This window comes from Ignavibacteriales bacterium (assembly GCA_026390595.1).
In the GTDB taxonomy this organism is placed as follows: domain Bacteria; phylum Bacteroidota; class Ignavibacteria; order UBA10030; family UBA10030; genus UBA9647.
In genome coordinates this window covers 1-7,065 of sequence record JAPLFQ010000035.1, presented here as the reverse complement: position 1 = coordinate 7,065, position 7,065 = coordinate 1, and the positions used below count along the sequence as shown (strand labels likewise).

The 7,065-nt window shown below is 53.0% G+C and carries 7 protein-coding genes; 1 reads left to right on the top strand and 6 read right to left on the bottom strand.

Annotated elements, in window-relative coordinates:
• Positions 1 to 830 (top strand): glycosyltransferase family 4 protein (locus tag NTU47_18690; GenBank protein MCX6135836.1); only part of this gene is annotated, 830 nt, incomplete at its 5' end.
• Positions 831 to 1,437: 607 nt separating this feature from the next.
• Here the strand turns inward: NTU47_18690 and NTU47_18685 are convergent.
• From NTU47_18685 to NTU47_18660, 6 genes are all read right to left on the bottom strand, one after another.
• A complete protein-coding gene (locus NTU47_18685; protein ID MCX6135835.1) occupies positions 1,438 to 1,878 on the bottom strand; it encodes a nucleotidyltransferase in 441 nt (146 codons plus the stop codon).
• Between the two features lie 471 nt (positions 1,879 to 2,349).
• Entirely contained in the window at positions 2,350 to 2,907 is a 558-nt protein-coding gene (locus NTU47_18680; GenBank protein MCX6135834.1) for a hypothetical protein, read from the bottom strand.
• Positions 2,908 to 3,186: 279 nt separating this feature from the next.
• Positions 3,187 to 4,083 (bottom strand): hypothetical protein, encoded by an 897-nt coding sequence (locus NTU47_18675; protein MCX6135833.1) that lies wholly within the window; start codon positions 4,081 to 4,083, stop codon positions 3,187 to 3,189.
• Between the two features lie 130 nt (positions 4,084 to 4,213).
• Complete coding sequence (locus NTU47_18670) at positions 4,214 to 5,356, bottom strand: glycosyltransferase family 4 protein (GenBank protein MCX6135832.1); 1,143 nt, start codon at positions 5,354 to 5,356, stop codon at positions 4,214 to 4,216.
• Positions 5,357 to 5,551: 195 nt separating this feature from the next.
• Positions 5,552 to 5,992 (bottom strand): VanZ family protein, encoded by a 441-nt coding sequence (locus NTU47_18665; protein MCX6135831.1) that lies wholly within the window; start codon positions 5,990 to 5,992, stop codon positions 5,552 to 5,554.
• A gap of 592 nt (positions 5,993 to 6,584) precedes the next feature.
• Positions 6,585 to 7,065, bottom strand: a 481-nt coding sequence (locus NTU47_18660; GenBank protein MCX6135830.1) for a GIY-YIG nuclease family protein, incomplete at its 5' end; no start/stop codon positions are given.

Sequence of the window (7,065 nt, the reverse complement as noted above, 5' to 3'; positions counted from 1 at the left end):
ACGTGCTCATACTCCCGGGGGCTTTCGCGGCCAGGATGCTCGGCATTCCGCACGTCTGGCACATTCGCGAGATCATCGAGAAGCATCACATCTCCCCTTTCCTGTGGAATATCTGGCGATGGCTCATCCTTTCGCTCTCCGCGAGGGTGGTCTGCATCAGCGCGGCGGTGCGCCAACAGTTCGGAGACAACAGGAAGGCGGTGGTCATACACGACGGGATCGACACGGAACTCTTCCGGCCTCAGAAATCTGGCAGATCAAAGAAGGTGACCACCTTCGGAATTGTCGGACGGCTGGAGCATAGACGGAAAGGACAGGACACGTTCATCGAGGCAGCCAGGATCGCCCTGGAATCGCACAAAGACCTGCGGTTTGTCATTGTTGGCCATGAAAGAGAAGACATTGCAGACAGGGAGCAGTCGCTACGCGAAACAGTCCGGCGTCACGGTCTGTCACAACAAATCGAATTCCGGGGGCTCGTCCCGCGTGAACAAATGCCGGAGCTGATGCATGAGCTGGATGTGCTCGTGCTCTGCTCGAAACAGCCTGAGGGATTGGGGATCGTTCTTCTTGAGGCGATGGCGTCAGGAACAGCAGTGATCTCTTTCGCAGAGGGAGGTCCATTGGACGTTATTCAAGACCGCGTCAACGGTTTGCTTGTTCCTCCACAAAACACTCGTGGACTCGCGGAAGCGATGCTGGAGCTGGCAGGGAATGCACGCCTGCGTAAATCGTTAGGCGCTGAAGGAAGGAAGACCGTCGAGAGTGGCTTCAGGAATGAGGTGACGGCGGGAGAAATAGAAAGAATCTACAGACAGATCAGAAAGTGAGTGAGTGACCGTCACCTTCGGCGATTCAAACCTGGGTGCCGGTCACTTCACGAACAGGGATGCGTAGGAAGGTGACTGGCACCTCACGGTTGATTCGGTGGAAGGTGACAGTCACCCGAGGCGCAAACGTTTCATCGGGAGCAGAGCTCCCGATAAGCGTGGGTTTGTTTTTCGCTTGAATGTCGAACAACCGAACATCGAATAATGAAATGCGAAGTGGGTTGAGGGAAGGAAGACCGTCGAGAGTGATTTCAGGAATGAGGTGACGGCGGCGGAAATTGAGAGAGTGTACCGGCAGATCAGGAAGTGATCACCTGACTCTCCTCCCGCTGTTTGAAACTATGCACGCGAACCTCCGGCCACGACCGAGGCCGTCCAAATAGTACTTCCAACCGTCGGAGTAAGTTCAAGAGTTGAGGAATATGGACGATTCTTGAAACGCGACCAGAGGCTGTCTCAAAAGTACCGACAACCTCTTGAGTAACGTCGAGATTCGATCAACGACGGTGTTTTCAGAATCCTCAATGTGGTCGAAATAGCATTTCGACCTACGTTTGAGACAGCCTCTACATTTTAGTCGGCCTCGAGCATGGGGGCTTCGCATCCATCAAAGCAGATCACTCAGATCTTCAAGATCCCTTTTCCTCCCTGCCTCCCTTTTATTCACAACCAGATCTTCTTTGCCGATAAAATAGACACTTTGACCGCCGTACTCCGCGCTCACTTTCCGAGGCCAAGCAGCGGCGAAGGCTACTCCGGAGATCGATGTGAGCAAGTCTATTCTGAAGGGCGGATATCCTAACTGAAGAACCTGATTGGGTCTGACCAGGTCTTCGACTGCAATACCCACGTCCCCAAATCCAAATTCTTGAAGGGCTGCGACGAGTTTTCGAGCGTTTGCTTCGCTTGCCTCAATAAAAATGTCGATATCGTTAGTGAATCTCGGTCTGGCATGGATCGCGACAGCGTAGCCACCGACAACAAGATATCGAACGTCATATTTGTTTAGCAATCCGAAAAACTCTTCGAAGTCCTTTGAGATTTCCATTCTCCCGCCATTCAGGATTCAACCCTGCCCAGACAGAACGAAGTTGCTCGAGCACTGAGATCTTGTACTCGTAGGTTTGCTTCATCCAGTACTCCCTGTCATCGGATTCTTGGGCTGGATCCTCAAGGGAGTATTTTCTGACAGACTTTTCCATAGATGCTAGCTAAGAAGAGATCTTGTGTTTTGACGTTTCTGGTTTTCAACGCGGAGACGCCGAGAACGCCGAGCACCGCAGAGGATATTCCCCTGGCACTCTGCGATTCTCCGCGAACTCAGCGCCTCTGCGATGAAGAATACAACATAAATAATTGGACACGGCACCACTATTAAGTTAGTCGTTTTGTGAGGAAGAGTCAATGCAAGGCATGCCGGCGAGTACCTGCCATTGATGGTTGTTCATAGCAACGTGCTCGTTTATCCCTGCCACGACCGTCGGGAGCGGAGCTCCCGACGAGCATGGGTTTGGTGGAATTAGAGATGAAGGCCCAGCCGAAACTCAATCCGACTCGCGTCTTTTGCAAAATCGGCATACGAATGGACGCAGACACCAATAAACAAGGGAGACAAATTGTAACTGAGTCCTGCGGTTGTGTATTTTGCTTTTTTGCCGTCCAGAGTCGGGTACGGCACTTTTGTTCCGCCCTTCAACGTATAGTAGGCCTCCATTTTGGACTCGCCGACCCCCATAAACACGGCGATGTCGTCCAGAAGCAACGAGGCCTCCGACCCAGCATCCTCCATATTAAACACAACATTTTCAGCGAAGCTCACCGACTTCTTTGAATAATCAGCCGTCCACGAATTGTATGCGACATGTGGCCCCACGGCAAAGGTCATACTGCTGTCAAAGACGAGAGCAAGCCCAACCATTCCGCCACCTCCAAAACCAATTTTTGAATCTGAGCCATCCCCTACTTTCGACCAATTCTGCAAAGCGGCGTAGAGATTCCCGGTAAGACCAATGTGCTGACCGTAAGAACATGCAAAGAAACCGAAAAGCAGGACAACGGTGCTCAACAATCTTTTCATACTTCCTCCCTGAAAAACAATCGCCTGTGGGCGATAGACGGTGCTGTTGGTGGGCTATTGCTGCGCCTCGATGTTTTCGAAGCATTTCTGGAATGTACTTTTCAAGTTCGCAAGATCATGTCTGAGGAAAGCTTACCTCAGTAAAATTCCTGACACATCCCTCCGCGATCACAGCGGTTTGGTGCGTTGGCAGCTAATCATAGCAGAAACACTCGGTTGTCGGCAAGGCGGCAACGTTGACAAAACGTGCGCGATGGCGAGCTTCTTTTTGTGAAGCGCCTAGCTTTCAATGCTCACTCGGAGCCCCTGGAAATCAAATGCCAGATCGAGAATCGTGAATCCGGCATTTGTGATTTTCTCAGCCGCCCTCCGTTTCCCCTCGGCTCCGTTGCAGCAGAACAATACGCAGCCGCCCCCTCCCGCTCCGCACGGTTTGCCCCCAAGGATATCTCCTTTGACGAGCGAGAACAAGTCTTCGAGCATCTGGTTGCTCGTCGAGCCGTCCATGATCTTCGTGCACTCGAACTGCATCGACAGGATTTGTCCGAATTTCTCGAAATCCCCCTTCTCCAGCGCTTCCTTGCCTTCATAGGCAGAATCACGCATGCGGATCAACGCGTCGATGATGTCTCGGTGACCTTTCGCGAAATTGCCCCAGACGTTTTCATGGATTCTGGAAGAAAGCCGCGCCGTGCGTGTGTAGCACAGAAGCAGGCATGATTCAAGATCCCGGACGCGCGAGGCGGAAAGCCCCACAGGAAGAGCCCGAATTCCATCCCTGGTGAACTCAAACACGTTGATCCCACCGACAGCAGAAGCGCATTGGTCCTGTTTCCCGCCAATGATGCCGAGAACTTTTTCAATCTTGAAAGCATCCTCGGCTAGAACCAGGCGTTCCTGAACACTGGTAAGCGGACGCCCCTTGATCAAACCGAGCCAGAGCACGTTCATGCTGGCGGAACTTCCCAGTCCCGCACCCCAGGGAAGATCTGCTTCATAATGCACCGTCATCCCGTCTTTAGCCTTCCTGTGATCCCCGCTCAGCAATTCGCCGTGGACGTATTTTTGGATCGCCGCATTGAGCGTTGCGCCACCAAAGGTCTCGTAGAACGCAGGGACGTCTGTCCATGCGCCGGCGAAGTCTATCCGGACAGGTGCTTCAGCAATGGTCTTCATAATGTTCCTCGGAAGAAAACAAGCGTGACGCGAAGATGAGAGTTATGAGTTTGGAGTTTGAAGTTTGAAGTTTGAAGTTCCAAGTTCTAAGTTTGAAGATTGTGATTTGAAGTTCAGATGCTGCTGAGTGCTATGGTTTCGGTTCTGTGCCAGATCCACCAAGAAGCCCATCATACAGCCCGAGATACTCCCCCACCGCCTTCTCCCAGCTGAAGTTCTTCACAGGCGTAACATCCACCTGCCCATTAATCGCCTTAATACATCCTTCCGCAATCGCGTCGGCTGATCCAGCCTTTACAAACACATGGTTCCCAAACACTACCTCCGGCAACGAACCGGCATCCGTGGCCACGACGATCTTCCCGGCATTGCACGCTTCAAGGGCGGAGAAGCCAAAGCCCTCCGAAAGTGACGGGACGACGACACTGTCAGCCGCTGCAACGTAAGCCGCCAGACCATCGCGCGGTACAGGCGGGACAAACGTGCAGATGCCCGAAGGAATAACCCCGATGGCGAGCTGCAGGTTCTGCCAAATCCTTCGGTCGTACCCCGAGAGTACGAGAACAAATTTCGCCTTGCTGGCTTTCGCCGAGACCTGGGGAATCGCTTCGACGAGGTACTCTATGCCCTTCGTCACGCCGGTGCGCCCATACGCGAGAAACATGAAATCGTCCGTGCCAATACCGAGCTTCTTGCGGAGTTCTTCACGTGAAACAGTGACTGCCGGAAGCTTTGAGTCGCCGTGGTGGATGACGGTGATCTTCCGCTCAGGCACACCGACTGAACAGAGCGAGTCCTTCGTATACTGCGAAGGAGCGACGTACCCGTCGAACGGCAGTCGCACTATGATCCATTCGGTTATTGCGTAGAACAGCGCTCGGACGACGTTTGGCTCGAATCGGAACCATCGCTTCCCGTACACCTCGTGGACGAGCAGCACCTTCTTCCTGCCTGCGAGCCATCCTCCGAGAAACGCCGGCGGCCCCCCCGCAAACGTGCTTCCCATGACAACCTCAGCCCAACGTGCGCCGCGGACTACGCCGGGAATAGAAAAGAGAATGAACCAGAACCTCTTCAGGAAAAACAACGTGCGGATCCGCTCTATCGTCAAGCTGCCGCGGGTTTCAACTCCCGGCGCGTGCCCCTCCCAGCTCGCAGCGATGACACGCACCTGATGTCCCCGGGCAACGAAGCCTTCTACGAGCTGCTGCAGTGCGAACTCGACGCCTCCGAGAGCGGGCGGATAGGATTCTGCTATAAGACAGATTCTCATGGATGTCAGGCTATTTCACACGTTGAGTAGAAGCCATCTAAGAAGCACCTCGATAAGATGAGACTTTCACGCAAAGCCGCAAAGGAGAGAATCTTCAACTCAAGATCTTGCCTTTGCTGTCTTGGCGTCTTTGCGTGAGCATTTTTGAGATGGGTTCCAGTACGATGGAAGCAATTTCGATTACGACGGATTTGATCATGAGTCTTTTCTTCGCCGATAATTCCACAGCACGCTTGCACATTGGGCCAGCGTTCCTCCCGTGGTATCAATCCCGATATCCGCAAGCGAGCCCGTTCTGGTAGCTATCCCGGACTGATGGTACTCGTCCCCAGCGGCCAGGAACACGATGACCACTATCGAAGACAAGGCCCAGCGCAGGTAACGCCGGTCGGTTGAGCCGCTTCGGAATGCGCGGAAGAGGAGCAAGCCGATGGCAAAGTACTCTGTAACATGCGCAGCTTTGCGCAAGAGATTGTGAATCATCACGAGTCTTCGATGCGATATCGAAGGAAAGAAGAACCGGATAACCGGCTCGAGGAAAAAGTACGTATTGTGAGCCGAGAACATGCCGGTCGACATCCAATAGATGAAGCCGATGCACAGGAGGACGGGGGACCAGTATTTGAGGAATTTCATCAGGGTTATGGAATGTATATTTGTAGAGAGCCGTCTCTGCTCCGTCTGTCCGAAAAGAAGACTGCCGAATGGAATGGGACTGCTTCGCTCGTCCCTTCAAAGCCACGACTCAGAGGGACTCGCTCGCAGTGACGGATTATTTGGCAGAGCGCGTCATTTTCAAACGGGCGATGATTCCCAACCTTTCAAAGAGTCACGCCTCTTATGTTTCACGTCATTGCGAGGGGCTGTCCCAAAAGTACTTTCGACCTCTTCGAGTAAGTCAAGATTTCTTTGGTTTCGGAGATTTCAGGATCCTCAACGTGGTCGAAATAGCATTTCGACCTACATTTGGGACAGCCCCGAAGCAATCCGGTGGTCGCAATACAATCACTCCGACTAGAACTCATCTCAAAAACGCTCAAAGTCATTGCGAGCGATGCCCCGCAGGGGCGAGCGACGCAATCTCACCAACGTTTGCCGAGACAAAAAAGAGAGATTGTCCGCCCTTCCGGATCCCGCATAGAGGCGGATCCAAAGAGCGGGACTTCGGCTAAAAGCGCCTCGCAATGACGTGGCTGGCGTTTTTGAGATAGCCTCTAGCGAGATCCTGCTAGTCCGAAATCTCTGCCAGATCCCTCCATCCCGGGTTCAGGCCATTTATCAAATCAAGCTTCTTCTGTCGCGATCCCGCCTTGATCTGTTTCTCCCGCTGTATGGCATCATCCGGATTGTCGAACTCCTCGAAGTACACCAGCTTCGTCACATTGTATCTATAAGTGAACCCCCGGTTCTCCTTCGATCTATGCTCCGCCAAACGCCTCTCGAGATCATTCGTCACTCCGGTGTAAAGCACGGTGTGCCTTTGATTCGTGAGTATGTATACATACATCGGCTTTGCCATAGCAGACAATCCAATGGCAAGATGGTGAAGAGGTTTCACCCCGACCTGTGAGTGCTGGACCGATCTAAAGATCGAGGACAATCCCACCGGACTGCTTCGCTCGTCCCCTTCAAAGTCACGGGTCAGAGGGACTCGCTCGCAGTGACGGATTATTTGGCAGAGCGCGTCATTTTCAAACGGGCGATGATTC